This window comes from Rubrivivax gelatinosus IL144, from assembly GCF_000284255.1.
Taxonomy (GTDB): domain Bacteria; phylum Pseudomonadota; class Gammaproteobacteria; order Burkholderiales; family Burkholderiaceae_C; genus Rubrivivax; species Rubrivivax gelatinosus_A.
Window position 1 is genome coordinate 2,915,960 of record NC_017075.1, and the last position, 25,150, is coordinate 2,941,109.

Annotated in this window: 23 protein-coding genes; 2 read left to right on the top strand and 21 right to left on the bottom strand. The window is 71.7% G+C overall.

Annotation, left to right across the window (positions count from 1 at the left end; translation table 11 throughout):
- Window positions 1–7 precede the first annotated feature (7 nt).
- The 11 genes from bamB to RGE_RS13440 all read right to left on the bottom strand — a co-directional run bounded on the left by bamB (window position 8) and on the right by RGE_RS13440 (window position 11,641).
- A complete protein-coding gene (gene bamB, locus RGE_RS13390; RefSeq protein WP_014428954.1) occupies window positions 8–1,114 on the bottom strand; it encodes an outer membrane protein assembly factor BamB in 1,107 nt (368 codons plus the stop codon).
- Complete coding sequence (locus tag RGE_RS13395) at window positions 1,114–1,794, bottom strand: YfgM family protein (RefSeq protein ID WP_014428955.1); 681 nt, start codon at window positions 1,792–1,794, stop codon at window positions 1,114–1,116. Before RGE_RS13395 ends, bamB begins: the two co-directional genes overlap by 1 nt.
- A 28-nt stretch (window positions 1,795–1,822) precedes the next feature.
- Entirely contained in the window at window positions 1,823–3,097 is a 1,275-nt protein-coding gene (gene hisS / locus RGE_RS13400) for a histidine--tRNA ligase (protein ID WP_014428956.1), read from the bottom strand.
- A gap of 48 nt (window positions 3,098–3,145) precedes the next feature.
- Complete coding sequence (gene ispG, locus RGE_RS13405) at window positions 3,146–4,423, bottom strand: flavodoxin-dependent (E)-4-hydroxy-3-methylbut-2-enyl-diphosphate synthase (RefSeq protein WP_014428957.1); 1,278 nt, start codon at window positions 4,421–4,423, stop codon at window positions 3,146–3,148.
- A gap of 28 nt (window positions 4,424–4,451) precedes the next feature.
- Window positions 4,452–5,393: a helix-turn-helix domain-containing protein gene (locus RGE_RS13410; RefSeq protein WP_148280188.1), complete on the bottom strand. Its 942-nt coding sequence runs from the start codon at window positions 5,391–5,393 to the stop codon at window positions 4,452–4,454.
- A 4-nt stretch (window positions 5,394–5,397) separates the two neighbouring features.
- On the bottom strand, window positions 5,398–6,201 hold the full coding sequence (gene pilW / locus RGE_RS13415) for a type IV pilus biogenesis/stability protein PilW (RefSeq protein ID WP_014428959.1): 804 nt from the start codon (window positions 6,199–6,201) through the stop codon (window positions 5,398–5,400).
- On the bottom strand, window positions 6,198–7,316 hold the full coding sequence (rlmN, locus tag RGE_RS13420; protein WP_014428960.1) for a 23S rRNA (adenine(2503)-C(2))-methyltransferase RlmN: 1,119 nt from the start codon (window positions 7,314–7,316) through the stop codon (window positions 6,198–6,200). Before rlmN ends, pilW begins: the two co-directional genes overlap by 4 nt.
- A gap of 7 nt (window positions 7,317–7,323) precedes the next feature.
- Window positions 7,324–7,749, bottom strand: a complete 426-nt coding sequence (gene ndk, locus RGE_RS13425) for a nucleoside-diphosphate kinase (RefSeq protein ID WP_014428961.1) — start codon at window positions 7,747–7,749, stop codon at window positions 7,324–7,326.
- A gap of 86 nt (window positions 7,750–7,835) precedes the next feature.
- Window positions 7,836–9,845 carry a pseudouridine synthase gene (locus tag RGE_RS13430; protein ID WP_014428962.1) on the bottom strand — a complete coding sequence of 670 codons (2,010 nt, stop codon included), beginning with the start codon at window positions 9,843–9,845 and terminating at the stop codon, window positions 7,836–7,838.
- Between the two features lie 13 nt (window positions 9,846–9,858).
- Window positions 9,859–10,557, bottom strand: a complete 699-nt coding sequence (scpB, locus tag RGE_RS13435; RefSeq protein ID WP_014428963.1) for an SMC-Scp complex subunit ScpB — start codon at window positions 10,555–10,557, stop codon at window positions 9,859–9,861.
- A 130-nt stretch (window positions 10,558–10,687) separates the two neighbouring features.
- A complete protein-coding gene (locus RGE_RS13440; protein ID WP_014428964.1) occupies window positions 10,688–11,641 on the bottom strand; it encodes an RluA family pseudouridine synthase in 954 nt (317 codons plus the stop codon).
- Window positions 11,642–11,726: 85 nt separating this feature from the next.
- On the opposite strand from RGE_RS13440, the gene RGE_RS13445 reads away from it, so the two are divergent.
- Window positions 11,727–12,545 carry an outer membrane protein assembly factor BamD gene (locus RGE_RS13445; RefSeq protein ID WP_043784092.1) on the top strand — a complete coding sequence of 273 codons (819 nt, stop codon included), beginning with the start codon at window positions 11,727–11,729 and terminating at the stop codon, window positions 12,543–12,545.
- Between the two features lie 86 nt (window positions 12,546–12,631).
- Here RGE_RS13445 and RGE_RS13450 read toward each other — a convergent pair whose 3' ends face one another.
- A complete protein-coding gene (locus RGE_RS13450; protein ID WP_014428966.1) occupies window positions 12,632–14,602 on the bottom strand; it encodes an ATP-dependent DNA helicase in 1,971 nt (656 codons plus the stop codon).
- The gene (locus tag RGE_RS13455; RefSeq protein ID WP_014428967.1) at window positions 14,599–14,802 is read right to left on the bottom strand and encodes a YdcH family protein; all 204 of its coding nucleotides are present in this window, start codon (window positions 14,800–14,802) and stop codon (window positions 14,599–14,601) included. Before RGE_RS13455 ends, RGE_RS13450 begins: the two co-directional genes overlap by 4 nt.
- A gap of 42 nt (window positions 14,803–14,844) precedes the next feature.
- Between RGE_RS13455 and RGE_RS13460 the strand changes: the two genes are divergently transcribed.
- A complete protein-coding gene (locus RGE_RS13460) occupies window positions 14,845–15,621 on the top strand; it encodes a PP2C family protein-serine/threonine phosphatase (protein WP_014428968.1) in 777 nt (258 codons plus the stop codon).
- Between the two features lie 12 nt (window positions 15,622–15,633).
- Here the strand turns inward: RGE_RS13460 and RGE_RS13465 are convergent, their stop codons facing one another.
- The 8 genes from RGE_RS13465 to RGE_RS13500 all read right to left on the bottom strand — a co-directional run bounded on the left by RGE_RS13465 (window position 15,634) and on the right by RGE_RS13500 (window position 25,016).
- Complete coding sequence (locus tag RGE_RS13465) at window positions 15,634–16,248, bottom strand: hypothetical protein (RefSeq protein ID WP_014428969.1); 615 nt, start codon at window positions 16,246–16,248, stop codon at window positions 15,634–15,636.
- Window positions 16,249–16,276: 28 nt separating this feature from the next.
- Complete coding sequence (gene zapE, locus RGE_RS13470; protein WP_014428970.1) at window positions 16,277–17,377, bottom strand: cell division protein ZapE; 1,101 nt, start codon at window positions 17,375–17,377, stop codon at window positions 16,277–16,279.
- 40 nt (window positions 17,378–17,417) lie between these two features.
- Window positions 17,418–18,365 carry a GGDEF domain-containing protein gene (locus RGE_RS23265; RefSeq protein WP_014428971.1) on the bottom strand — a complete coding sequence of 316 codons (948 nt, stop codon included), beginning with the start codon at window positions 18,363–18,365 and terminating at the stop codon, window positions 17,418–17,420.
- Window positions 18,366–18,473: 108 nt separating this feature from the next.
- On the bottom strand, window positions 18,474–19,034 hold the full coding sequence (locus RGE_RS13480) for a hypothetical protein (RefSeq protein WP_014428972.1): 561 nt from the start codon (window positions 19,032–19,034) through the stop codon (window positions 18,474–18,476).
- Window positions 19,034–20,452 carry a dihydrolipoyl dehydrogenase gene (gene lpdA, locus RGE_RS13485; RefSeq protein ID WP_014428973.1) on the bottom strand — a complete coding sequence of 473 codons (1,419 nt, stop codon included), beginning with the start codon at window positions 20,450–20,452 and terminating at the stop codon, window positions 19,034–19,036. The genes RGE_RS13480 and lpdA overlap by 1 nt, the downstream gene beginning before the upstream one ends.
- 9 nt (window positions 20,453–20,461) lie before the next feature.
- Entirely contained in the window at window positions 20,462–20,776 is a 315-nt protein-coding gene (locus RGE_RS13490; protein WP_014428974.1) for a PspC domain-containing protein, read from the bottom strand.
- Between the two features lie 8 nt (window positions 20,777–20,784).
- A complete protein-coding gene (gene odhB / locus RGE_RS13495) occupies window positions 20,785–22,047 on the bottom strand; it encodes a 2-oxoglutarate dehydrogenase complex dihydrolipoyllysine-residue succinyltransferase (RefSeq protein ID WP_014428975.1) in 1,263 nt (420 codons plus the stop codon).
- Window positions 22,048–22,157: 110 nt separating this feature from the next.
- On the bottom strand, window positions 22,158–25,016 hold the full coding sequence (locus RGE_RS13500; protein WP_014428976.1) for a 2-oxoglutarate dehydrogenase E1 component: 2,859 nt from the start codon (window positions 25,014–25,016) through the stop codon (window positions 22,158–22,160).
- Between the last annotated feature and the right edge of the window lie 134 nt (window positions 25,017–25,150).

Consider the following 25,150-nt stretch of genomic DNA (forward strand, 5'->3'; position numbering starts at 1 on the left):
CGCGACCTCAGTTCGGACGGAAGGCGTGCAGGCCGCCCTTGCGGGTGACGACCAGCATCGTCGTGCCGGCGAGCACCGGCGCGCCAACGACCGCCGAGCCGTCGGTCGGCAGGCGCAGCTGGAACTCGCCGGTGGCGGCCGACAGGAAGTGCACGTAGCCCTCGGCGTCGCCGAAGACGACGCTGGGGCCCAGCGCCAGCGGCGCGCTCAGGCCGCGGTAGAGCATTCGCTCGTTGGTCCAGAGCACTTCGCCGTTGTCGCTGCGCCAGGCGCTGACGCGGTCGGTGCCGTCGGCGCCGAAGATCGCAGTGTCGTTGCCGCCGACCGGCTGCACGCCGCCGACGTTGCGCGACCACAGCAGCGTGCCCTTGGACGCGTCGGCGCAGGCCACGGCCGACTGGAACGAACGCGCGCAGACCTTGTCGCCCAGGCGCAGCACCGGGCCCAGCAGGTCGGCCAGACGCTCGACTTCGTTGGTGCCGCGCGGCGAGGCCATCGCGACTTCCCACTGCACGGTGCCGCGCAGCGAGTCGACGCCGGTCAGGCGCGGGCCCTGGCCGACGAGCAGCGTGTTCTTGAACGCGGCGACGACGCCGGCCTGCGACAGCGTCAGCGCGTCGCTCGGGCGCTGCATGCGCCACAGCAGGCGGCCGTCGAGCGCGTCGAATGCATTGACCGTGCGGTCCACGCCCATGACGAAGACCCGTTCACCGGCGACCAGCGGCGCGGTGACGACGCGCGAGGACAGGCGCTTGCGCCAGACCTCGCGGCCGCCGTCGACGACGACCAGCTCGTTGGCCGTCGTCACGACGGCGTCGAAGCGGCCGTCGCTGCCCAGGCCGGCGGCGATCTTGGCGTCGATCCTGGCGCGCGACAGCTCCTTGCCGCTCTGGGCGTCGAGCACGAGGATCGTGCCGTCGCTGCCGGCGACGCGGAACTGGCCGTCGCGCACGACGACGGCCAGCGGAAACTCGACGCCGTCCAGGCGGGCGCTCCAGACCTCGCGGCCGGCGATCGTGGGCTTCAGGTCCTGCAGCGCCATCGGCTTGGGCTTGGACGAGCCGCAGCCGGCCAGCACGGCGGCGACGGCGAGCGCGAAGACGACGCGGCGCATCACGACGCGGCTCCCGAGGCGGCAGACGCGGCCGGGGCAGGCGGCGCCGCGCCGAGCGCGGTGAGCTTGGCCTCGACGAGGCGCTTGTAGTCGATCTTGTCGTCCATGGTCTTGAACGCCACCTCGTAGGCGGCACGCGCCTCGTCGTTGCGGCCGGCGGCGGCGAGCACGTCGCCACGGCGGTCGGCCACCAGAGCCTCGAAACCGACGGCCTTGGCGCCGTCCAGCTGCGCCAGCGCCTGGTCGAACTGCTTGGCCGCGGACAGAACGGCGGCCAGGCGCAAGCGCGCGATCGTGCGGTACTCGTCCTCGGCGGCGTGTTCGGCGACCCAGGTCAGCGTCGCCTTGGCGGCGTCTACCTGACCCTTCTCGAACTGCACCTTGGCCGCGGCCAGGCCGCCCTGCTCGGCGTAGGCCGTGCCGGCGTAGCGGTCCTTCAGGTCGCCGAAGATGCGCCCGCTCTTGTCGGCATCACCGGCGGCGGCGGCGCGGTCGAGCTCGTCGTACATCGCGCTGGCCTTCAGCGCCTGGCTGCGCTGCCAGTAGTTCCAGCCGTTCCAGCCGGCGTAGGCGGCGAGCGCGGCGATCAGCAACCAGGAGACGAGGTTGCCGTACCGCTTCCAGAACGCCTTGAGGGCGTCGATCTGCTCCTGCTCCTGCAGGTCGAGTTGTGTGGCCATGTCGGTGAAGCGGACGAAAAACGGTCGATTATGCGGGGAGCAGGTCGGCTGCCCAGGTGGCGGGGTCGGCGATCGGTCGCGCGGCCTGCGCCGCTGCGGCGTCGCGCAGCGGCTTGACGGCAACTTCGCCGCGGGCGAGCTCGTCGCCGCCGAAGATCAGCGCATGGCGCGCGCCGCTGGCGTCGGCCTTCTTGAACTGCGACTTCATGCTGCCGCCGCCGACGTGCAGCTGCACCGCGACGCCGGCCGCACGCAGCGCCTCGACGACGCGCATCGCCTGCGGCAGCGCGCTGCCGTCGGGCACGATGGCATAGGCGTCGGGCACCGGCGCCGGCGGCGCCACGCCCAGCTGTTGCACCAGGTCGAGCACACGCTCGATGCCCATGCCCCAGCCGATGCCCGGCGCCGGCTTGCCGCCGACCAGTTCGACCAGGCCGTCGTAGCGCCCGCCGCCGCAGATCGTGCCCTGGGCGCCGAGCTTGTCGGTCACCCACTCGAAGACGGTCAGGTTGTAGTAGTCCATGCCGCGCACCAGACGCGGGTTGACGCGGTAGGGCTGGCCGGCGGCGTCGAGCATGGCCTTCAGCGCATCGAAATGCTTCAGCGAGGCTTCGCCGAGGTAGTCGATGAGCTGCGGCGCGGCCTCGACCATGGCCTGCATGGCCGGATTCTTGGTGTCGAGAATGCGCAGCGGGTTGCTGTGCAGGCGGCGGCGCGCGTCCTCGTCGAGCAGTTCGGCGTGCTGCTCGAAGTGGGCGATCAGCGCCGCGCGGTGCGCCTTGCGCTCCTCGGGCTGGCCCAGGCTGTTGATGTCCAGCCGCACCTCGCCCAGGCCCAGGTCCTTCCACAGCGCCCGGCACATCAGGATGACCTCGGCGTCGACGTCCGGGCCGCCGAAGCCCAGCGCCTCGACGCCGACCTGGTGGAACTGGCGGTAGCGGCCGCGCTGCGGACGCTCGTGGCGGAACATCGGGCCGATGTAGAACAGGCGCTTGCCGCCGTCGTACAGCGCCGAGTGCTCGACGACCGCGCGCACGACGCCGGCCGTGCCCTCGGGGCGCAGCGACAGCGGATCGCCGTTCATGCTGTCGACGAAGGAATACATCTCCTTCTCGACGATGTCGGTCACCTCGCCCAGCCCGCGCACGAACAGCGGCGTGTGCTCGACGATCGGCGTGCGCACGTTCTGGTAGGCGTAGCGGCGCATCAGCGCGCGCACGGTGTCTTCGAACCACTCCCAGCGCGCCGACTCGGGCGGCAGGATGTCGTTCATGCCTTTGACGGCAACGATCTTCTCGGCCATGGGGAACAGGTTGGTGCGGCGGGCCGGCGGCCCGCCCGGAACGAGGAATCAGGCCGCGGTCGCGGCGGCGCCGAAGCGGCGCTCGATGTAGTCCTCGACGATCTTGTGGAACTCCTGCGCGATGCCCTCGCCGCGCAGCGTCAGCGCCTTCTCGCCGTCGATGAACACCGGCGCGGCCGGAGCCTCGCCGTTGCCCGGCAGGCTGATGCCGATGTCGGCGTGTTTGCTCTCGCCGGGGCCGTTGACGATGCAGCCCATCACCGCCACCTTCAGGTTCTCGACACCCGGGTAGCGGCTCTTCCACACCGGCATCTGCGCACGCAGGAAGTCGTCGATCTGCTTGGCGAGTTCCTGGAAGGTGGTGCTCGTCGTGCGGCCGCAGCCGGGGCAGGCGGTGACGCTGGGGTTGAAGGTGCGCAGGCCCAGCGACTGCAGGATCTCGCCGGCGACGACGACCTCCTGGGTGCGCGCCTCGCCCGGCTGCGGCGTCAGGCTGACGCGGATCGTGTCGCCGATGCCTTCCTGCAGCAGGATGCCCAGCGCGACGCTGGACGCCACCGTGCCCTTGGTCGCCATGCCGGCTTCGGTCAGGCCCAGGTGCAGCGCGTAGTCGCAGCGCTGGGCCAGGCCGCGGTAGACCGAGATCAGGTCCTGCACGCCGCTGACCTTGCAGCTGATGACGATCTGATTCGGGTCCAGGCCGAGTTCACGCGCGGCGCTGGCCGAGCTCAGCGCCGACTGCACCAGCGCCTCGTACATCACCTGCTTGCCGTCCAGCGGCTGGGCGCGGTGCGCGTTCTCGTCCATCATGGACGCGAGCAGTTCCTGGTCCAGGCTGCCCCAGTTGACGCCGATGCGCACCACCTTGTTCCAGCGGCAGGCGGCCTCGACCATCATCGCGAACTGGCGGTCGCGCTTGTCGCCCTTGCCGACGTTGCCCGGGTTGATGCGGTACTTGGACAGCGCCTGCGCCATCGCCGGGTACTCGGTGAGCAGGCGGTGGCCGTTGTAGTGGAAGTCGCCGACCAGCGGAACGTCGATGCCCATGCGGTCGAGCTGCTCGCGGATGTGCGGCACGGCCTCGGCGGCTTCGGGCGTGTTGACGGTGATGCGCACCAGCTCGGAGCCGGCCTGGGCCAGTTCCTTGACCTGGATGGCGGTGCCGATCACGTCGGTCGTGTCGGTGTTGGTCATCGACTGCAGGCGCACCGGAGCGTCGCCGCCGATGGTCACGACCCGGTTCCCCCAGACGGCACGGGCCTGGCGCGAGCGGCGCGCCAGCGGTGCGGCGGACGGGATGGTGGCGGGCGTTTCCGGAGCGTTCATCGAAACCTCACTGCAATAACGGCTGCGCTCACTGCAACTCGACGCGGGCGACGGCGTTGCGGGTCAGCGGCGCCAGGTCGACCGGCTTGCCGCGGAAGGACAGGCGGGTGGCCGGCGCATTGCCGATTTTGAGCCGCAACGGCAGTTGCCCGTCGACCCCGGCGGTCTCGCCGGCGCGCAGCAGGCGCGAAAAAACGACCTGGCCCTTGGCGTCGTAGGCCTCGATCCACGAGGGCTGTTCGGCATGCAGCTGGACCAGCCCCGCCGCAGCCGGCACGGCCGAGGCAGGCGCAGAAGCCGCGGCCAGCGTGGCGGCCATCGCCGGCTTCAGCGCCGGCAGCACCGCGGATGCGGCCGACGCTGCGGCCGCCGGAACCGGCGCCGGGGCCGGCACGGCCACCGGCACGGCCACCGGCGCGACCGCCACGGCGACCGACGCAGGCGCCGAAGCCGGCTCCACCGGCACCAGGGCGACCTCGGGCACCGAGGCGGCCGCCTCGGGCACCGACGCCGCTTCGGGCGGCGGGCTGGCGTCGGCGGTCGGCGCAGGGGACTGGAGCATGCCGGCCGGCATGAAATAGACGACCGCCGCCGCGATCAGCAGCGCGCCGCCGGCCCAGACCAGCGGCTTGACCGAACCCAGGCTGACCTTGGGCATGTCGGGGCCGGCGCGTTCACGGAACGGCGTGTTCAGGCTGCCGACGACGTGATCCAGCGCCGAACCGTCGGTGCGCGGCAGCAGCGCCAGCACCGGCTGGGCGTCGGTGTGCAGCGCACGGCACACCGCCAAGGCGAGTGCGCGCGTGAACGCCGGGTCCAGCAGCTCGTCGTGGCGGTCGGCTTCCAGCGCCTCCAGCTTGGCCACCGGGACCTTGATGGCGGCGGCCAGCGCCGCGATGTGCAGGCCCTGCTTCTCGCGTGCCGCGCGCAGCAGCGCGCCGGCCGTCGTGCCCGCGGGCGGGGGCGTCACGGAATCAGTCATCGAACCGGCCTTGCTCGAACTGGGCAGCCTCGGGCGATTGGGGGAAACGGTCGCGCAGCTGGCGGCCGAACTCGTAGGCGCCAGCCTGGTTGCCCAGCCGGCGCTCGATGCGTGCGGCCAGCCACAAGGTGGCCGCACTGGATTGCTCGCTCACCGCGTTGACGCGCTGGACGTAGAAGCGGGCACGTTCGAACGAACCGCGGTGATACAGCGCGTCGGCGAGGTTGTAGGACGTCGCCGGGTTGGCCGGTTCGAGCTGGAAGCTGCGGTAAAGCGCCGCTTCGGCATCGGCCCAGCGGCCTTCGCGCGCGTCGCAGACACCCTTGGCGAGCAGCGTGCGCGCGCTGCCGCGGTACTGCGGCAGCGCCAGCGTGGTCTCGAACTCGCGGTCGGCGTCGCCGTAGCGGCCCTGCTGGCAGAGGAACCAGCCGTAGTTGTGGCGCAGGTCGCCGTCGCGCGGCGCCAGCGACAGCGCGCGCTGGAAGCTGTCATCGGCCAGGCGCGTCTCGCCCAGCGCGGCGTAGATCAGGCCGCGCAGGCCGAGCGCTTCGGGCATGTCGGGGCGCGCGGCCAGCGCCTGTTTGACCTCGTCGAGCGCGGTCTCCGACTGGCCGCGGGCAAAGTACGCCGACGCCAGCTCCAGCCGCACCTTGGCGCGGCGTTCGACGTCGGCGGGGTCGTTGCTCGGCCGCGTCTCGCGGGCCGAGCCGTTGGCCGGCGGTTCGCTGACGCAGCCCGCCAGCAGCGATGCGGCGCAGGCCGCCGCGGCCAGCAGGGCCAGCAGGCGACGCGTCACCGCGGGTCCTCCGCGGCGGCGATCGGGATCGTGCGGCGGCGCTCCAGCAGGCGTTCGCGTGCCCGGGTGCGGTCCTGCACCTCGCCGGCGAGCTGGCCGCAGGCCGCGTCGATGTCGTCGCCGCGCACCTTGCGGATCGTCGTCACGATGCCGGCGTCCTGCAGCACCTTGGCGAAGGCCGTCACGCGTTCGCGCGGCGAGCGCTTGAGCCCCGACTCGGGGAACGGGTTGAACGGGATCAGGTTGAACTTGCACGGCACGCGGCGGCGGCGGACAAGGTGCACGAGTTCCAGCGCCTGCTCGGGGGCGTCGTTGACGCCGTCGAGCATGCAGTACTCGAAGGTGATGAAGTCGCGCGGCGCTGCTTCGACATAACGCAGGCAGGCGTCGAGCAGCGCCTCGATGCCGTCCTTGCGGTTGATCGGCACCAGCGCGTCGCGCAGCGCGTCGTTGGGCGCGTGCAGCGAGACGGCCAGCGCCACCGGGCAGTCCTCGCGCAGGCGGTCGATCATCGCCACCATGCCCGAGGTCGAGACCGTCACGCGGCGGCGCGACAGGCCGTAGCCGTGGTCGTCGAGCATCACGCGCAGCGCCGGCACGACGGCCGTGTAGTTCTGCAGCGGCTCGCCCATGCCCATCATCACGACGTTGTCGATGACGCGCTGGCCGTCCGGCCCGCGCAGGCGGTGCTCGGCGTAGCGCAGCTGGGCGATGATCTCGCCGGTGCTCAGGTTGCGGCTGAAGCCCTGGTGCCCGGTCGAGCAGAAACGGCAGCCGACGGCGCAGCCGGCCTGCGAGGACACGCACAGCGTGCCGCGGTCGTCTTCAGGGATGTAGACGGTCTCGACGGCGTTGCCGCCGCCGACGTCGAACAGCCACTTCGTCGTGCCGTCGGCCGAGACGTGCTCGCTGATGACGGGCAGCGACTCGACCACCGCCGCGCCGGCGAGCTTGCCGCGCAGCGACTTGGCGAGATCGGACATCTTGTCGAAGTCCGACTCGCCTTTCTGGTGGATCCAGCGGAACAGCTGGACGGCGCGGAAGCGCTTCTCGCCCAGGCTGTCGCAGAAGGCCGCCAGCCCCTCGAGGTCGAAGTCGAGAAGATTGACGGCCATCGTCGACTCAGCGGCTGTAGACGCTCATGCCGGGGAAGAAGAACGCGACCTCGACGGCCGCCGTTTCCGGGGCGTCGGAGCCGTGCACGGCGTTGGCGTCGATGCTGTCGGCGAAGTCGGCACGGATCGTGCCCTTCTCGGCCTTCTTCGGGTCGGTGGCGCCCATCAGCTCGCGGTTCTTGGCGATCGCGCCTTCGCCTTCGAGCACCTGGATCATCACCGGGCCCGAGATCATGAAGCTCACGAGGTCGTTGAAGAACGGGCGCGCCTTGTGCACGGCGTAGAAGGCTTCGGCCTCGGCACGCGACAGGTGCTGCATCTTCGCGGCGGCGATCTTCAGGCCGGCGCCTTCGAAGCGGGCGTAGATCTGGCCGATGACGTTCTTGGCGACGGCGTCAGGCTTGATGATCGAGAGGGTGCGTTCGATGGCCATCTTGAAATATCTCCTTCAATCAAGGACTTGGCAAAGCTTTCGATTCTACCGCGCCGGATCGGCGCGGCCATGACGGAAAGACGCGTTCAGCGCCCGCCGCGGCGACCACCGCCGCCGCCGCCACCACCACCCCGGCCGCCACGCGGACCGCCGCGGCCACCGCCGCCGTTGGCCTTGCGCAGGAAGGCGTCGCCGCCGATGTAGCCGACCGAGGTCTGCATCGGGTCGGGCTGGCCGCCCGCGCCACCCTTCTTCGGGCCGCGCGCGCCACGGCCGCCGGCCAGCGGCTTGGGCTTCTGCACGAAGCGCTTGTCGTAGGTCTGCTGCAGCGGGTTGGGGATCGGGCCGTCCTCGCCGAGGTCACGCACCGGCCGGTCGCGCTGCAGGCCACGCTTGTCGTAGGTCTGCTGCAGCGGATTCGGGATCGGGCCGTCCTCGGGGATCTCGCGGCGGCGCTGGCGTTCCTGCTGGATCGCGCGCTTGTCGAAGGTCTGCTGCAGCGGATTCGGGATCGCGGCCTCGCCGGCTTCGCGGCGCTGCGGCTTCGGGCCGCGCGGCGCGCTCTCGGGGGCGTTGCCACCACGGCCGCGCTTGCCGCGCTTGCCGCGGCGATCACCGCCGGCATCGCGCTGCTCGCCCTCGGGACGCTCGCCGACGCCGGTCATGCGGCGCAGCGAACGAACGTCCTGCTCGCTCAGGTCGACCCAGACCCCGCGCTTGAGCCCCTTGGGCAGCACGACCGAGCCGTAGCGGATGCGGATCAGCCGGCTCACCGCGTGGCCGACGGCGTCGAAGAGCTTGCGCACCTCGCGGTTGCGGCCTTCGGTGATGACGCAGCGGTACCACTGGTTGGCGCCTTCGCCGCCGCCGTTCTCGATGCTCTTGAAGCCGCAGCGCTGGCCGTCGATCTCGACGCCTTCGAGCAGCTTCTGGCGCGCGGCGTCGTCCAGGCCGCCGAGCGAACGCACGGCGTACTCGCGTTCGACGCCGAAGCGCGGGTGCATCAGCTGGTTGGCCAGTTCGCCGGAGTTGGTGAACAGCAGCAGGCCTTCGGTGTTGATGTCCAGGCGGCCGACCGACTGCCACTTGCCCTGGTGCAGCTTGGGCAGGCGGCGGAAGACCGTCGGCCGCTGCTGCGGGTCGTCGTGGGTGACGACCTCGCCGGCCGGCTTGTGATAGGCGATGACGCGGGTCGGCGGCGGCGCGATGCGGTAGCGCACCGGCTTGCCGCCGACGGCGATGCGGTCACCGGCGGCGATGCGCTGGCCGATGTGCGCCGGCTCGCCGTTCACGGTGATGCGCCCTTCCAGGATCATCTGCTCCATGTCGCGACGCGAGCCGATGCCGGCCTGGGCCAGCACCTTGTGCAGCTTGGGCGCGTCGGGTTCCGGCGCGAGCACGCGCTTGGCCGGCAGCGGCGGCGCTTCGTCGCCGGCTTCGGCGTCCCAGACGCCCGACAGCACGCTGGCGAAGACCTCGCCGACGTCGGCCGGCGGCAGTTGCGGCGCCGGCGCGGTCTCGGGGGCCTCGTCGTCGCCGGCGACGTCTTCGCCCTCGGCGGCCGGGGCGGCGGCGTCGCGCGGCGCACGTTCGGCGCGCTCGCCACGGCGGCCACGACGGCGGTTGCGGCTGCGGCGCGGGGCGTCGCCTTCGGCGCCGGCTTCGGCCGGCGCGGCGTCGGCGCCCTCGCCTGCCGGCTCGGCAGACGGTTCGGCCGCGTGTTCCGGCGCGGGGGCGGGCTCGGCGCGCGGCGGCGCTTCGGCCGGAACCACCGTCGGCGCCGGCTCGGGCGCGCGCTCGGCAGCGGCGGCCGGCAGCGACTCGACGACGGCCACAGGCTCGGCCGCCGGCGCCTCGGCGGCGGCGGCCTTCTTCGTCGTGCGCCGGCGGCGCGGCTTGGCTTCGGCGGCGGGTTCGGCCGCGGCCTCGGGCGCGGGCGCCTCGGGAGCCGCAACGGCCTCGGCTGCCGGCGCGACGTCGGCGGCGGGCGCCTCGGCCTTCTTGCGCGGCGCGCGGCGCTTTTTCGGCGGCGCCTCGTCGGCGGGAGGCACGGCGGCGATCGGGTCCGGCGTGGATTCGGCGTCGTTCGAGCTCATGCGATCTCGTCGTTCAGGAAGTGGTGTCGGGGCCGGAAGCGCCTTCGGGCGTTCCGGTGATGGGGGTGGACGCCTCGGCGTCCGCCGTCTCGGGGGCAATCGGCGCTGCAGCGTCGGCTTCGTCCAGCGGCAGCTGGGCCTGACCGTCACCGAGCAGCGAAGGCTGGTCTTCGAGCGCCTCGAGCATCGCCGTCGGCGCTTCGCCGCCGTCCAGCGGCGGCAGCTGATCCAGGCTCTTCAGGCCCAGGTCGTCGAGGAACTGGCGCGTCGTCGCGTACAGCGCCGGGCGGCCGGGGGCCTCGCGGTAGCCGATGACCTCGACCCAGCCGCGATCCTCGAGCTGCTTGACGATCTGGCTGCTGACGGTGACGCCGCGGATGTCCTCGATGTCGCCGCGTGTCACCGGCTGGCGGTAGGCGACGATGGCCAGCGTCTCCAGCGCAGCACGCGAATACTTGGGCGGCTTCTCGGGGTTCAGGCGATCGAGGAACTCGCGCATCTCCGGCCGGCTCTGGAAGCGCCAGCCCGAGGCCAGCGCGACCAGCTCGACACCGCGGCCGCGCCAGTCGGACGCCAGCTCGTCGAGCAGCGTGCGAAGCGTGTCGGCGCCGACCTGGTCGTCGAAGAGCACGCGCATCTCGCGCAGCGGCAGGGGCCGGTCCGCGCAGATGAGCGCCGTCTCGAGGACGCGCTTCGCCTCCGAAGTGTTCATTCGCCTGAGCTCAGGGAGCCTGCGGGCGGCAGGCGGGGTCGTTCGTTGGGTCGGGCCGGCGCGAGGGCCGGGGCGAGGACTCGCCGAAGGTCGGGATCGCGCGGCAGCGGCCAGCAGCGCCCGGACATTGTCAATCGAGCGGGATTGTAACCCCAGCAATGGCCCGCCATGCGGTCGAGAAATCCTCGGGCGGCGGACAGCCGAAGGACAGCGGCGCGCGCGTGACCGGATGCTCGAGTTCCAGCCGCACCGCATGCAGCGCCTGGCGCACCATGCCCAGCGCCGGCCGGCCGCCGTAGACCGCATCGGCCACGAGCGGATGGCCGCGCGAGGCCAGGTGCACGCGGATCTGGTGCGTGCGCCCGGTGTGCAGCGTGCAGCGCACGGCGCTGAGGCCCTCGTGCTGCGCCAGGCACTCGACGTCGGTGCGCGCCGGCTTGCCCGAGGCGACGACGGCCATGCGCACGCGCGACACCGGATCGCGGCCGATCGGCGCGTCGATGCGCTGCGTGGCCACCGCACCCTGCGCCAGCGCCAGGTAGCGCCGGTGCACGTCGCGCGCGGCGATGTCGCGCACCAGCGCGGTCACCGCCGGCAGGCTCTTGCCGACCATCATCACGCCCGAGGTGTCCTTGTCCAGCCGGTGCACGATGCCGGCGCGCGGCAAGGTGCTCGCGGCCGCGTGGTGCGCCAGCAGGCCGTTGAGCAGCGTGCCCGACCAGTTGCCCGGCGCCGGGTGCACGACCAGGCCCGCGGGCTTGTCCAGCACCAGCAGGTGCTCGTCCTCGTACAGGATGGACAGCGCCATCGGCTGCGGGCGGAAGGCACGGCTCTCGTCGGTCGGCACCAGCTCGACCTCGACACGCTGGCCGGCCTTCACGCGCCGCGAGGCGGCGCCCGCCTGCTGGCCGTCCAGACGCACGTGGCCCAGGTCGATCAGGTGCTGCAGATGGCTGCGCGAGAACTCGCCGGCCATCGACACCAGCACGCGGTCCAGGCGTTCGCCGTGCTGCGCGGCCTCGACGACGGCCGCACGCGTCTCGACGGCGTCGTCGGTGCCGCCCTCGTCCTCGGCACCGTCCACCGGGGGCGCCGGGACATCGTGCGCGGGCGACGAGGTCGCCTCCCTATAATCGGCGGCTTTTGGCACGCTTGCGGCACGCTTTCCGATGACCTTCTCCCAGAGGTGGCGCCTTGCGCCCGTAGCCGTTTCGACGGCCGTGATGGTGGCCACGCTGCTGGCTGGCTGCGGCTCGACCCAAAAGGAAGAGCGCGCCGACGTGGCGGCCGAAAAATTGTATGCGGACGCCAAGGACAGCATGGAGGCCGGCAGCTACGACCAGGCCATCAAGTCCCTGGCGCGCGTCGAAGGCCTGGCCGCCGGCACCCAGCTCGCGCAGCAGTCGCAGCTCGACCTCGCCTACCTGTACTGGAAGACGAGCGAGAAGGCGCAGGCGCTGACGACGATCGAGCGCTTCATCAAGCTCAACCCCTCGAGCCCGGCGCTGGACTACGCGATGTACCTGCGTGGCCTGATCAACTTCAACGAGGACATGGGCCTGTTCGGGCGCATCGCCAACCAGGACCTGTCCGAACGCGACCAGCGCGCCGCGCGCGACGCCTACCAGTCCTTCAAGCAGCTCGTCGAGCAGTTCCCGGCGTCGAAGTACGCGCCCGACGCCCGGCAGCGAATGGACTACATCGTCAACTCGCTGGCGGCCTACGAAGTGCACGTCGCGCGCTACTACTACAAGCGCGGCGCCTACGTGGCCGCGGCCAACCGCGCGCAGCAGGCGGTGACCGAGTTCCAGCGCTCGCCAGCGGCCGAGGAAGGCCTGTACCTGATGGTGCAGAGCTACGACCGCCTGCAGCTCGCCCAGCTGCGCGACGACGCGCTGCGCGTGCTGCAGCAGAACTACCCCGACAGCCGCTTCCTCGCCCAGGCCGTCGAGCAGGACAAGCCGCGCGCCTGGTGGAAGCTCTGGTGACGCGCCGGCGCCCGCCGCGCTGATCGACAGGCCGCCTTCGGGCGGCCTTCGTCTTTGTGCCCGAGCCTGCGGGCGGCGCCCGGCCGTCAGTGCTCGGCGGCGAGCTCGTGCAGCCAGTCCAGCGCTTCGTCCTCCGAGCCCACCCAGGACATCGGCGGCAGCGCCGCACGCAGCCGCGTGCCGTAGCCCATCTGGCGCATGCGCGGGTCGCAGACGACGAGCAGCCCGCGGTCGGTCTCGGTGCGGATCAGGCGCCCGGCGCCCTGCTTCAGCGACACCGCGGCCTCGGCGACGAAGTAGGCGTCGAAGGGATCGCGGCCCTCGGCACGCAGCTGGCGCACACGGGCCTCGACCAGCGGGTCGTTGGGCGGCGGGAACGGCAGCTTGTCGATCAGCACGCACTGCAGCGCGTCACCCGGCATGTCGATGCCTTCCCAGAAGCTCTGCGAGCCGACCAGCACCGCGCCGCGGCCGTCGCCGAAGCGCTGCAGCAGCGCGCGCCGCGGCTGCGTGCCCTGCACCAGGATCTCCAGCGACTGGCCCTGCCACTCGGCCTCGGTTCGCAGCGCCTCGGCGATCTGCGGCAGCACGCGCAGCGTCGTCGTCAGCACGAAGGTGCGGCCGCCGAGCGCCGCGGCCAGCCGCGCCGCCAGCGAGCCCACCGCCGCCGGGTGCGCGGCTTCGTTGGGTTTCGGGAAGCGTGTCGGGATCCAGGCCCGGGCGTGGTTCGGGTAGTCGAAGGGGCTGCCGACACGCAGCGTCGTCGCATCTTCCAGCCCGGTGGCCGAGGTGAACCAGGCCAGGCCGTCGTCCTCGCCCAGCGTCGCCGAGGTGAAGATCCAGGCCCGCGGCGCGGCCTGGCGCTGCTCGGTCAGCATGTCGCGGATGTCCAGCGGCGACTCGACGAGCCTGGCCTGCAGCGGCGACAGGTCGATCCAGCGCACGCGGCCGTCGGCGGCCTCGTCGGCGAAACGCCCGGCCAGCTCGGCGATCGAGCGCACACGCTCCTGCAGACGCACGAAGTCGGGGCCGACGGCGGCGACGCCGGCCAGCGCGTCGGCGGCCGCGTCGGCCGCGGCCGCCAGCGCCGCCAGCGGCTCCTGCAGCCGGCCGTCGCGGGCGCGTTCGTCCCAGCGCAGCTTGATGACGCCGCGCACCTCGCGCAGCGCGCCGGCGCAGGCCAGGCGCAGTTCGCGTGCCGCCTTCTCCAGCCCGGCCTGCAGCTCGTGCCAGGGCATCAGGCCGCGTGCCTGCGCCAGGCCGACGGCCAGCAGGTCGCGGCCGACGTCGAGCACCTGGGCCGTGCCCAGCATCGTGCCGAGGAACTGCACCCCGGTCTCGACGAGCTGGTGGGCCTCGTCGAAGACCGCCGCGTCGACCGTCGGCAGCAGTTCGGCCACGCCGCTGTCGCGCAGCGCCATGTCGGCGAAGAACAGGTGGTGGTTGACGACGACCAGATCGGCGGCCATCGCGTCGCGCCGCGCCTGCATCACGTGGCAGTTGCGGTGCTCGGGACAGTCGGTGCCCAGGCAGTTGTCGCGTGTCGAGGTGACGATCGGGATCACCGGCGAGCGTTCGTCCAGGCCTTCGAGCTCGGCGAGGTCGCCGCTGCGGGTGGACAAGGCCCAGGTCTCGACGCGTGCGAGCTGGCGCACGGCGAAGCGGTCGGGCAGCTCGGCCGTCGTGCGCGCCTGTGCCAGGCGGTGGCGGCAGAGGTAGCTGGCGCGGCCCTTGAGCAGCGCCATGCGCACCGGCACGCCCAGCGCCTGCACCAGGCGCGGCAGGTCGCGCAGGAAGAGCTGGTCCTGCAGGCTCTTGGTCGCGGTGCTGACCAGCGCGCGCCGGTCCGACAGCAGCAGCGGCACCAGGTACGCGAAGGTCTTGCCGACGCCGGTGCCGGCTTCGGCGACCAGGGTCTCGCGGTCTTCGACGGCGCGCGCTACGGCCAGCGCCAGGCGGTCCTGCTGCTCGCGCGGGATGAAGTGGCTGTCGTGGCGCGCGAGCGCGCCATCGCTCGCGAAGGCCTCCGCGACGCGGTCGGCGAGATCCTGGCTCACGCGGGTTCGGGGGGTTCGAGCGCGTTCTCGAGCTGGGCGATGCGGTCGCGCAGCGCCAGACGGCGTTTCTTCAGGCGGCGCAGCACGAGGTCGTCGGCAGGGGTGGCAATGAGGTGGCGGTCGATGAGGTCGTCGAGATCGGCGTGCTCGATGCGCAGCTCGATGAGGAGCCGTTGCGGCGAATGCAGGTTGTCGTCCATGGGCGCACCGGAGGCCGGATGGCCGAGTTTATAGTCGGCCGCATGCCGCCCCCTGCTGCCGCCCGGTCCGCGTTCCGCATCAGCGCCACCACCGCCCTGCACCGGGGCGACCGCGCCTACCAGCAGGACCAGGTGGCGATCGTGGCGCACGCGCGCATCAACGGCTGCGCGCTGGCCGTCGTCGCCGACGGCATGGGCGGCAAGAGCGGCGGGCGCAAGGCCGCCGACCAGGTGCAGCTGACCGCACGCCAGCTCTTCGAACGCTTCGTTCCGAGCGAGGACGCGGCAGCGCAGATGCTGAGCCAGCTGGTCACCGAGTCGCACCTGATGATCAAGCTGACCGCGATCACCGCCGAGGAGGAGCCGCACAGCACGGTGGCCGCCTACCTGGTGCTGCCCGACCTGAGCTGCGAGGTCGTGCACGCCGGCGATTCGCGCGTCTACCACTTCCGCGGCGCCGAGATGCTCTGGCGCACCACCGACCACTCCTTCGTGCAGCGCCTCATCGACGAGGGCAAGCTGAGCGAGGAGGCGGCCAACACCCACCCGCAGTCCAATCTGCTGACCGGCTGCCTGGGCACGCACTCGGACCCGCCGGTGGCGCTGCACCGCATCGAGCGGCTGGAGCCGGGCGACACGCTGATGGCCTGCAGCGACGGCCTGTGGCACTACTTCACGCCCAAGGAACTGGGCGCGATCGTGCACGCGCTGCCGCCGCGCGAGGCCGGCGAGATGCTGGTCAACAAGGCGCGCCAGCGGGCCCGCGGCGGCGGCGACAACCTGTCGCTGGCGCTGATGCGCTTCGAGGCGCTGAAGTAGCCGCCCCCGGCCCTAGTTCTTCGGGATCTCGGGCCGCGCCGGCAGCGGCGTCGACGGCTTCTTGTCCTTGGCGCGGCGGTCGGCCTCGCGTTCGGAAATGCGGGCGCGGTCCTCGGCAGCCTGCTGGCGCAGGTCCTCGGCGGCCTGGGCCCGGCGCTGGGCACGTGCGGCCTCGTCGCGCGCGCGCTGCGCGCGTTCGGCGGCCGACGGCGTCTGCGGCGCGCGTGCGGCGGGTGCCGATGCCGCCTCGCGGATCACCGGCGCCGGCTGCGCCGGCATCGGCGGGCGTGCGGCGGCCTCGCGCTGCTTCTCCTCGATGGCCTGCAGGCGCGCCGCGGCACGGCGGCGGCGGCCCTGCTCGTCGAGCACCAGCTCCTGGTGCTTGAGGCGACCCAGGGTCTCGCGGCGCCGGGCCTTGGCCTCGTCGACGCAGGCGGTGACGACGAAGCGTTTGCGGCACTCGGCCTCCTCGGCCGCGTAGCGCGACTCGGCAGCGCTGCGTTCGGCGGCGATGCGGCTGCGCTCGGCGCGGTCGTCGAGATCCGAGGTGGCGGAAGCCGCCAGCGCGGCCCAGGAGGCGGCCAGCAGCGGCAGCGCGGCCAGCGGCGGGAGAAGACGGCGATACATCGGCGGGAGTGTGCCCGAGGGCGAAGCTTCAGGTCAGCGAGGTGTCGACCTCGCGGCGTTCGAGCCCGAGGTACTCGGCCGACTGCATCTCGCGCAGCCGCGACACGGTGCGCGGGAACTCGTGGGCCAGCGGGCCGTCGGTGTACAGCGCCTCGGGCGGCACCTCGGCCGAGACGAGGAACTTGACGCGCCGGTCGTAGAGCACGTCGACCAGCCAGGTGAAGCGCCGCGCCTCGCTGGCCAGGCGCGGCGGCATCGCGGGCACGTCCGACAGGATCAGCGTGTGGAAACGCGAGGCCAGCTCGAGGTAGTCGTTCTGCGAGCGCGGACCGCCGCACAGCGTCTTGAAGTCGAACCAGACGACGCCGCCGGCACGCCGGCGCGCGCGCAGCTCGCGGTGCTCGATGTGCAGCAGCGGGTCTTCGTCACGCGCCTCGGCCAGGCGCTCGAAGGCTTCGGCCAGCGCGCGCTCGGCCTCGGCGTCGGCCGGGCAGTGGTAGGTGGCGACCTGCTGCAGCGTGCGCTGGCGGTAATCGATGCCGGCGTCGACGTCGACGACTTCCAGCTGCGCCTTCAGCAGCTCGATGGCCGGCAGGATGCGGTCGCGGTGCAGGCCGTTAGGGTACAGGTCGTCGGGGTGGAAGTTGGACGTCGTGACGATGCTGACGCGGTTGTCGAACAACGCCTGCAGCAACCGGTGCAGGATCATCGCGTCGGTGACGTCGGCGACGTGGAACTCGTCGAAGCAGATCAGGCGGAAGCGCCGCGCGATGCGCCGGCCCAGCTCGTCCAGCGGGTCGACGGTGCCTTTGAGGTCCTGCAGTTCGCGGTGCACCTCGCGCATGAACTCGTGGAAGTGCAGCCGCGTCTTGCGCACCAGCGGCACGGCCTGGAAGAAGCAGTCCATCAGGAAGCTCTTGCCGCGGCCGACGCCGCCGACCATGTAGACGCCGCGCGGGATCGGCGGGCGCACCAGCAGCTTGGTGATGCGGTTGCCGCGCCGCGCCTTGTAGTCGGCCCACTCGCGCTCGCAGCGCTCGAGCGCGTCGATCGCACGCAGCTGCGCCGGGTCGGACTGGTAGCCGCGCTCGGCCAGCGTGGCCTCGTACAACGCTCGGACGCCGCTCATCGGTTCAGGAAGCTCAGTGGAGGATGGAAAGACCGCGATGCTAGCCGGCGTCGTGCACGACCCGGTCGCGGCCCTCGTGTTTGGCGCGGTACAGCAGCGCATCGGCGCGCGCCAGCGCCGCGATCAGGTCTTCGCCGGCGCTCACCGCCGTGACGCCGATGCTGACCGTCACCTGCAGGCCCTCGGCGATCTCGCCCCAGGCATGTTCGGCCAGCGACCGGCGCACACGCTCGAAAGCGCCGGCCGCCTCGTCGGGCGGGAGCGCGGCCAGCGCGACGAACTCCTCGCCGCCCAGGCGCGCCAGCAGGTCCGGCGCGCGCAGCGAAGCCGCCATCAGCGCCCCGGCCTGGCGCAGCACGGCGTCGCCGACGAGGTGCGAGAAGCGGTCGTTGATGCGCTTGAAATGGTCCAGGTCCAGCACCGCCAGCACCAGCGGGCCGGGCCCGCGCCGGGCCTCGAACTCGGCTTCGAGCGCGCGCCGGTTCGGCAGCCCGGTCAGCGCGTCGGTCTCGGCCAGGCGGCTGTACTGGCGCACGTCGTCCTGCAGGCCCTGGTTGTGGGCGCGCAGCTGGCGGTTCTCGTCGCGCAGGTGCAGGTCGACGAGGCGCGCGGCGAGCTCGTCGACGCGCGCGTCCAGCGCCGCGCGCACCGAGGCCATCTGGCGCGCGTGGCAGCGCAGCAGCAGAGGCAATGCGGCGTCGGGACGACCCGCCAGGTCTTCGGCACGCGCACGGCGGCGCAGCCAGACCGCGCCGTCGTCGGCAAAACGTTCGGCCAGCTCCAGCGCCCGGGCCGCTGACCGGGTTCCGTCCTCGCCGCGTCGCCGCAGCAGCTCGCCATGCAGCAGCCAGCCCTCGGCCATCAGCCCCGGCGGCATGCCGCGGGCCTCGTCGACCAGCGCCTGCAGCAGCGGCGCCGCCGCCGCGTCGTCGCCGGCCCGCACCAGCCAGCCGGCACGCAGGAAGTCGTGGCTGCTGCGCCCCGGCACGCCCCGGGCGGCCAGCTCGGCCGTCGTGCGGTCGACGGCCTCCAGCGGCCAGCGCAGCTCGGCCAGCAGCGCCGCGGCCTTGTCGGCGTCGACCTCGTGCAGCTGGTCCTAGGCGTGCAGGCCGCTGTGCACGAGGTTGATGCGCAGGCGCAGCAGGATCGCCTCGTCGGCCAGCACCGTGCCGGCCTGCAGCGCACGACGTGCCGACTCCAGCGCGTGCAGGTCCAGCCCCAGCGCCTCGAAGGCCAGCGTGACGCCGGTGAAGACGGTGGCCACGGTGCGCGGCTCGTCGACGTCGGCCATGCGCCGCAGCACGTGGCCGACGGCCTGCATCGCAGGCACCGGCCGCAGCGCGCGGGCCCGTTCCGAGGCGAGCAGGACCCAGGCCGAGGCCTCGAGCTCGGCGGCGCCGGCGCGCAAGGCGTGGCCGGCGGCACGCTCGGCCCATTGCTGGGCCGGCAGCGGCTGCTCGCGGTTGGCGTGGCCCTTGGCCAGCAGCAGCGCCGCCTCGGCGGCGTCGCGCCAGGCGTCGACGGCCAGCGCCTCGTCGTGCAGCGCCTGCACCTCGGGGCTGGCGGCTTCCACCGGGCCCTGGGCGAAGGCCTGCCGCAGTGCGTCCAGGCGGGCCGCGAACGGCGAAGCGCCGGCCGCGCCCCCGGCAGGCGGCATCAGAAGTTCAGGGTGCGCTTGTCGACGGCCAGCGCCGCTTCCTTCACCGACTCGGCGAGCGAGGGGTGGGCGTGGCAGATGCGCGCGATGTCCTCGCTGCTGGCCTTGAAGGCCATCGCGACGCAGGCTTCGGCGATCAGCTCGCTGGCCATCGGGCCGACGATGTGCACGCCGAGGATCTCGTCGGTCGTGGCATCGGCGAGGAACTTGACCATGCCGGTCGTGTCGCCCAGCGCACGCGCGCGGCCGTTGGCCATGAACGGGAAGCTGCCGGCCTTGTAGGCGCGGCCTTCGGCCTTGAGTTGCTGCTCGGTCTTGCCGACCCAGGCGATCTCGGGGCTGGTGTAGATGACCCAGGGGATCAGGCCGAAGTCGACGTGGCCGTGCTGGCCGGCGATGCGCTCGGCGACCGCGACGCCCTCTTCCTCGGCCTTGTGCGCCAGCATCGGCCCGCGCACGACGTCGCCGACCGCCCAGACACCCGGCAGGTTGGTGCGGCACTCGTCGTCGACGACGATGGCGCCGCGCTCGTCGAGCTTCAGGCCCACGGCCTCGGCGTTCAGGCCGGTGGTGTTGGGCTGGCGGCCGATCGAGACGATCAGCTTGTCGACGTCCAGCGTCTTCTCGGCGCCCTTGGCGTCGGCGTAGGCGACGCTGACGCCCTTGGCGCCGGTCTTGATCTCGCCGATCTTCACGCCCAGCTCGACCTTCAGGCCCTGCTTGGCGAAAGCCTTCTGCGCTTCCTTGGCGATCTGCTCGTCGGCCGCACCCAGGAAGGCCGGCAGCGCCTCGAGCACCTGCACCTCGGCGCCCAGGCGGCGCCAGACCGAGCCCATCTCCAGGCCGATGACGCCGGCACCGATGACGCCCAGCTTCTTGGGCACCGCGCCTATGCGCAGCGCGCCGTCGTTGCTGAGGATCTTGTCCTCGTCGAAGGGCAGGCCGGGCAGCGCGCGCGCGCTGGAGCCGGTGGCGACGACGACCTGCTTGCCGGTCAGAACCTCGTCGCCGACGGCGATCTCCCAGCCGCCGTCGACCGCCTTCACGAACGAACCGCGGCCGTGGAAGAAGCTCACCTTGTTCTTCTTGAACAGGTAGAGGATGCCGTCGTTGTTCTGCTTCACGACCTGGTCCTTGCGCGCGACCATCTTCGCGACGTCGATGGACAGGCTCTTCAGACCGATGCCGTGATCGGCAAAATGCTTGGCGGCGTGCTCGTAGTGCTCGCTGGACTGCAGCAGCGCCTTGCTCGGGATGCAGCCGACGTTGGTGCAGGTGCCGCCCGGGGCCGGGCCGCCCTTGTCGTTCTTCCACTCGTCGATGCAGGCGGTGGCGAAGCCCAGCTGGGCGGCACGGATCGCGGCGATGTAGCCGCCCGGGCCGCCGCCGATGACGATGACGTCGAAGTTCTTGGACATGAGGTCTTTCTAGACGGGATCCTCGGGCACGAAGATCCACAGCAGCAGGTACAGCAGCACGCCGGTGCCGCCGAAGAAGGCCAGGCCGAGGGTGACGAGGCGCCAGATCCAGCTCTCGACGCCGGTGGCGCGCGCCAGGCCGCCGCAGACGCCGCCGAGCCAGCGGTCGGCTCGGCTGCGGCGCAGGCGGTTGACGGCGTCGACGGCCGGCGCGGCCGCCGGGCCGTCGAGCAGGCGGGCCTTGGCGCGCGCGAACTCCTCGTCGCTCAGCACGCCGCGCTGGCGCAGTTCGTCCAGACGGGAGAGTTCGTCGGCCAGGCTCATCGTGCGGGTCAGATGTCGAACAGCAGGCGCGACGGGTCTTCCAGCGCTTCCTTCATCGCCACCAGGCCGAGCACGGCCTCGCGGCCGTCGATGATGCGGTGGTCGTAGGACATCGCCAGGTAGTTGATCGGGCGGATGACGATCTGGCCGTTCTCGACGACGGCGCGGTCCTTGGTCGCGTGCACGCCGAGGATCGCGCTCTGCGGCGGGTTGATGATCGGCGTCGACAGCATCGAGCCGAACACGCCGCCGTTGCTGATCGAGAAGGTGCCGCCGGAGAGCTCCTCGATCGACAGCTTGCCGTCGCGGGCCTTGGTGCCGTACTCGGCGATCTTCTTCTCGACGTCGGCAAACGACATCTGGTCGGCGTTGCGCAGGATCGGCACGACCAGGCCGCGCGGCGAGCCGACGGCGATGCCGATGTCGAAGTAGCCGTGGTAGACGATGTCGTTGCCGTCGACCGAGGCGTTGAGCACCGGGTACTTCTTCAGCGCCGCGACCGCGGCCTTGACGAAGAAGGACATGAAGCCGAGCTTGACGCCGTGTTCCTTCTCGAAGCGCTCCTGGAAGCGCTTGCGCATCTCCATCACCGGCGCCATGTTGACCTCGTTGAAGGTCGTCAGGATGGCGTTGGTGGCCTGCGACTGCAGCAGGCGCTCGGCGACGCGGGCGCGCAGGCGCGACATCGGCACACGCTGTTCGGGGCGCTCGCCGAGGTTGACCGCGGGCGCGGCCACCGGCGGCAGCGGCTTGGCGACGGCCGGAGCGGCCGGCGCGGCGACGGGCGCCGGCGCCGCGGCCTTGGGCGCGGCCAGCGCGCCGAGCACGTCGCCCTTGGTGACGCGGCCGTCCTTGCCGGTGCCCGGCACCGAGCCGGCGGCCAGCTGGTTGTCGGCCATCAGCTTGGCCGCCGCGGGCATCGCGACGCCGGCCTTGGAGCCGCCTGCGGCGGGGGCCGGGGCAGCCGGCGCCGGGGCGGCGGCGGCAGGCGCCGGAGCGGCTGCTGCGGGCGCGGCGGTGCCAGCCTTGGCCTCGGTGTCGATCTTCGCGATCAACTGGTCGCTGGCGACGGTGGCGCCGTCGGCCTCGACGAGTTCGGCCAGCACGCCGGCGGCCGGCGCCGGCACTTCGAGCACGACCTTGTCGGTCTCGATCTCGATCAGGATCTCATCGGCGGCGACGGCGTCGCCGGGCTTCTTCTTCCATTGCAGCAGGGTGGCTTCCGCGACCGATTCGGACAGTTGCGGGACCTTCACTTCAACGATTGCCATGGTCTATCTCGGTGTCTTGTTCGGGGCACCGCGGGGCGAGAGGGGCCGACACGGCTCCATCGACCACGCGGCGAGGCCGGGCTGCGCCACACGGCGCGCCCGGCACGCGCTCACTTGGTCAGCACGAAGCCTTTGAGCTTGCCGTAGGCCTGCTCGAGCAGCGCCTTCTGCTGCTCCTGGTGCAGGTGCGAGTAGCCGACCGCGGGCGAAGCGGACGGCGGCCGGCCGGCATAGCCCAGCTTCTGGCCGTCGAGCATGTTCTCGTGCACGTAGTGCTGCACGAAGAACCACGCGCCCTGGTTCTGCGGCTCGTCCTGGCACCAGACGACCTCGGTGGCGTTCGGGAAACGCTTCATCTCGGCCGCGAAAGCCTTGTGCGGGAACGGATAGAGCTGCTCGACGCGGATGATCGCGACGTCGGCGGCCTTCTTCTCCTCGCGCTTTCGGATCAGGTCGTAGACCACCTTGCCCGAGCAGCAGACGACACGCTTGACCTTGTCGGCCTCGGCCTCCGGGTGCAGCGAGGTCATCACGGTGCGGAACTCGCCGCGCGTGAACTCGGTGAGCGGCGAGGTCGCGTCCTTGGCACGCAGCAGCGACTTCGGCGAGAAGATCACCAGCGGCTTGCGGAACGGGCGCACCATCTGGCGGCGCAGCAGGTGGAAGATCTGGCTGGCCGAGGTCGGCTGCACGATCTGCATGTTGTTGTCGGCGGCCAGCTGCATGAAGCGCTCCAGGCGCGCCGAGCTGTGCTCGGGACCCTGCCCTTCGTAGCCGTGCGGCAGCAGCATCACCAGGCCGTTGGCCCGGCCCCACTTCACTTCGCCGGAGGCGATGAACTGGTCGATGACGACCTGCGCGCCGTTGGCGAAGTCGCCGAACTGGGCTTCCCAGATCGTCAGCGTGTTCGGCTCGGCCGAGGCGTAGCCGTACTCGAAGCCGAGCACCGCTTCTTCGGACAGGATGGAGTCGATGACGACGAACGGCGCCTGGCCTTCGGCGACGTTCTGCAGCGGCACGTAGGTGCCGATGTCCCACTTCTCGCGGTTCTGGTCGTGCAGGACGGCATGGCGGTGCACGAAGGTGCCGCGGCCGCAGTCCTCGCCCGACAGGCGCACGCCGTAGCCGCTGGCCACCAGCGACGCGTAGGCCAGCGTCTCGCCCATGCCCCAGTCGACGTTGACCTCGCCACGGCCCATCGCGGCGCGGTCGGCGAGCACCTTCTCGACCAGCGGATGCAGCTTGAAGGTCGGCGGCACCGTCGTCACGCGCTCGGCCAGGCGCTTGATCTCGGCCAGCGGCAGCGCGGTGTCGGCGGCGTCGGTCCACTTCCGGCCCAGGTACGGGGCCCAGTCGACCGCGTACTTGCTCTTGAAGTTGGTCAGCACCGGGTTGATCGTGTGCCGGCCCTCGTCCATCGCCGAGCGGAAGGCCTTGACCATCTGGTCGGGGCCGTCGGCCGGCAGCACGCCCTGGGCGACGAGCTTGTCGCCGTAGAGCTTGCGCGTGCCCGGGTGCTGGGCGATCTTCTTGTACATCAGCGGCTGCGTCAGGCTCGGCGTGTCCTGTTCGTTGTGGCCGAGCTTGCGGAAGCAGACGATGTCGACGACGACGTCCTTCTTGAACTGCTGGCGGTAGTCCATCGCCAGCTGGGTGCAGAGCACGACGGCCTCGGGGTCGTCGCCGTTCACGTGCAGCACCGGCGCCTCGATCATCTTGACGACGTCCGAGCAGTACAGCGTCGAGCGGCTGTCGCGCGGGTCGCTGGTCGTGAAGCCGATCTGGTTGTTGACGACCAGGTGCACCGTGCCGCCGGTGAAGTAGCCGCGCGTCTTGGCCAGCGCCAGCGTCTCCATCACGACGCCCTGGCCGGCGAAGGCCGCGTCGCCGTGCACCTGCACCGGCAGGACCTGGTTGCCCATCGGGTCGCCGCGGCGGTCCATGCGCGCCTTGGCCGAACCTTCGACGACCGGGTTGACGATCTCCAGGTGCGAGGGGTTGAAGGCCAGGCTCAGGTGAACCGGGCCGCCGGCGGTCGAGACGTCGCTCGAGAAGCCCTGGTGGTACTTGACGTCACCGGCCGGCAGCGCCTCGGGCGCGGTGTGGTCGAACTCGGCGAACAGGTCCTTGGGCATCTTGCCCAGGGTGTTGACGAGCACGTTCAGGCGGCCGCGGTGGGCCATGCCGATGACGATCTCCTGCACGCCCTTCTCGCCGGCACGCTGCACCAGTTCGTCCATCGACGCGATGAAGCTCTCGCCGCCTTCGAGCGAGAAGCGCTTCTGGCCGACGTACTTGGTGTGCAGGTAGCGCTCCAGGCCTTCGGCGGCGGTCAGGCGCTCGAGGATGTGCTTCTTCTCCTCGGCCGTGAAGCTTGGCTTGCTGCGCGAGGACTCCAGGCGTTCCTGCCACCAGCGCTTCTCGGTCGGGTCGGTGCCGTGCATGAACTCGACGCCGATCGTGCCGCAGTAGGTCTCGCGCAGGGCCTGCAGGATCTCCCGCAGGCTCATGTTCTCGGCCTTGCTGAAATACGTGTTCGCGGCCGAGAACATGATGTCCATGTCCGACTCGCTCAGGTCGTAGAACGCCGGATCGAGCTCGGGGATCTTGGGGCGCTCGGTGCGCTTCAACGGATCGAGGTCGGCCCAGCGCGAGCCGAGAACGCGGTAGGCCGCGATCAGGCTCTGGACGTGGACCTGCTTGCGCGCGACGGCGAGGTCGACGGCGCTGGCCTTGAGCGCGAAGGCGTTGGCCTTGGCGCGTTGTGCGAAGGATTCGACGACCGGGGCGTGGGCGACGTCGCGGCTGTCGGAACCGTCGACCGCGGGCACGTGCTGGAGGTTGTCGAAGTAGGCGCGCCAGTTGTCGGGCACGCTGCCGGGGTTGTCGAGGTAGGCCTCGTAGAGTTCCTCGACGTACGGGGCATTGCCCCCGAACAGGTACGAATTCGACCTGTACTGCTGCATCATCTCTCGCGCACCTTTCGCCCCGGTTCCCAGGGCTACGATGGGTTGATCAACCTTCCGCGGCCCCGGCTTCACCGGTTGGCGGATTGCGACCCGCCTTGCTGCACATCTGACTCAGCAAGGGGACGGGAAGGACC

Bases quoted from the DNA above. Each gene is read 5' to 3' on its own strand.
- hisS (WP_014428956.1), bottom strand. From the start codon at position 3,097: ATGGCCGAGAAGATCGTTGCCGTCAAAGGCATGAACGACATCCTGCCG.
- zapE (WP_014428970.1), bottom strand. From the start codon at position 17,377: ATGAGCGGCGTCCGAGCGTTGTACGAGGCCACGCTGGCCGAGCGCGGC.
- RGE_RS13455 (WP_014428967.1), bottom strand. From the start codon at position 14,802: ATGGACGACAACCTGCATTCGCCGCAACGGCTCCTCATCGAGCTGCGC.
- bamB (WP_014428954.1), bottom strand. From the start codon at position 1,114: ATGCGCCGCGTCGTCTTCGCGCTCGCCGTCGCCGCCGTGCTGGCCGGC.
- RGE_RS13445 (WP_043784092.1), top strand. From the start codon at position 11,727: ATGACCTTCTCCCAGAGGTGGCGCCTTGCGCCCGTAGCCGTTTCGACG.
- RGE_RS13465 (WP_014428969.1), bottom strand. From the start codon at position 16,248: ATGTATCGCCGTCTTCTCCCGCCGCTGGCCGCGCTGCCGCTGCTGGCC.
- scpB (WP_014428963.1), bottom strand. From the start codon at position 10,557: ATGAACACTTCGGAGGCGAAGCGCGTCCTCGAGACGGCGCTCATCTGC.
- RGE_RS13480 (WP_014428972.1), bottom strand. From the start codon at position 19,034: ATGCCGCCTGCCGGGGGCGCGGCCGGCGCTTCGCCGTTCGCGGCCCGC.
- rlmN (WP_014428960.1), bottom strand. From the start codon at position 7,316: ATGGCCGTCAATCTTCTCGACTTCGACCTCGAGGGGCTGGCGGCCTTC.
- RGE_RS13490 (WP_014428974.1), bottom strand. From the start codon at position 20,776: ATGAGCCTGGCCGACGAACTCTCCCGTCTGGACGAACTGCGCCAGCGC.
- RGE_RS13395 (WP_014428955.1), bottom strand. From the start codon at position 1,794: ATGGCCACACAACTCGACCTGCAGGAGCAGGAGCAGATCGACGCCCTC.
- odhB (WP_014428975.1), bottom strand. From the start codon at position 22,047: ATGGCAATCGTTGAAGTGAAGGTCCCGCAACTGTCCGAATCGGTCGCG.
- lpdA (WP_014428973.1), bottom strand. From the start codon at position 20,452: ATGTCCAAGAACTTCGACGTCATCGTCATCGGCGGCGGCCCGGGCGGC.
- ispG (WP_014428957.1), bottom strand. From the start codon at position 4,423: ATGAACGCTCCGGAAACGCCCGCCACCATCCCGTCCGCCGCACCGCTG.
- RGE_RS13460 (WP_014428968.1), top strand. From the start codon at position 14,845: ATGCCGCCCCCTGCTGCCGCCCGGTCCGCGTTCCGCATCAGCGCCACC.
- RGE_RS13500 (WP_014428976.1), bottom strand. From the start codon at position 25,016: ATGATGCAGCAGTACAGGTCGAATTCGTACCTGTTCGGGGGCAATGCC.
- RGE_RS13430 (WP_014428962.1), bottom strand. From the start codon at position 9,845: ATGAGCTCGAACGACGCCGAATCCACGCCGGACCCGATCGCCGCCGTG.
- ndk (WP_014428961.1), bottom strand. From the start codon at position 7,749: ATGGCCATCGAACGCACCCTCTCGATCATCAAGCCTGACGCCGTCGCC.